The organism is Xanthomonas sp. SHU 308 (genome assembly GCF_000364645.1).
Lineage (GTDB): Bacteria > Pseudomonadota > Gammaproteobacteria > Xanthomonadales > Xanthomonadaceae > Xanthomonas_A > Xanthomonas_A sontii.
The window spans coordinates 1-673 of the sequence record NZ_AQOK01000581.1 but is presented as its reverse complement, the minus strand read 5'-3'; the positions used below and the strand labels follow the sequence as shown (position 1 = coordinate 673).

At 73.1% G+C, this 673-nt stretch carries 1 protein-coding gene and 1 pseudogene; both read left to right on the top strand.

The window, feature by feature from the left end; genetic code table 11:
- Positions 1-126: pseudogene (locus D588_RS27345) on the top strand (DNA polymerase Y family protein); the annotation flags it as partial.
- 104 nt (positions 127-230) lie between these two features.
- Positions 231-673 (top strand): PHP domain-containing protein (locus D588_RS25120; RefSeq protein WP_198526782.1); only part of this gene is annotated, 443 nt, incomplete at its 3' end.

Sequence of the window (673 nt, the reverse complement as noted above, 5' to 3'; positions counted from 1 at the left end):
TGGTGGGACGACGGCGACGTGCGCCGCGACTACTACGTCGTGCGCACCCGCCAGGGCCAGCGCGCCTGGGCCTTCGCCCCGGCCGACGCGCCGGACGCACTGATGCTGCACGGCTGGTTCGCATGAGCCACACCCCGCCGCATCCGCGCATGCCGCCGCGCCTGCGGCTGCTGCCGACGCCTGCCCCTGCGCCAACCAGCGCGCCCGCCGCCAGCGTGCCGTCCACTCCTGTGGACTCCACCCTGCCCGACTACGCCGAACTGCATTGCCTGTCCAACTTCAGCTTCCAGCGCGGCGCCTCGCATCCCTGGGAACTGTGCGAGCGCGCGCTGCACCATGGCTACCGCGCCCTGGCGATCACCGACGAATGCAGCCTGGCCGGCATCGTGCGCGCGTGGCAGGCGGCCCGGGACATGGGCCTACACCTCATCGTCGGCAGCGAGATGCAGTTCGAGCATGGCCCCAAGCTGGTGCTGCTGGCCGAGACCCTGCATGGCTACCAGCGCCTGTGCCGATTGATCACCCTGGCCCGGCGCCGCGCCGACAAAGGCAGCTACCGCGCGCTGCGCGAGGATCTGGCCAGCGCGGACGACGGCGCCGGCCTGCTGTGCCTGTGGCTGCCGCGCGGCGACGCCGACGACGCCGCGGACGGCGCCTGGCTGCAGGCGCGCTT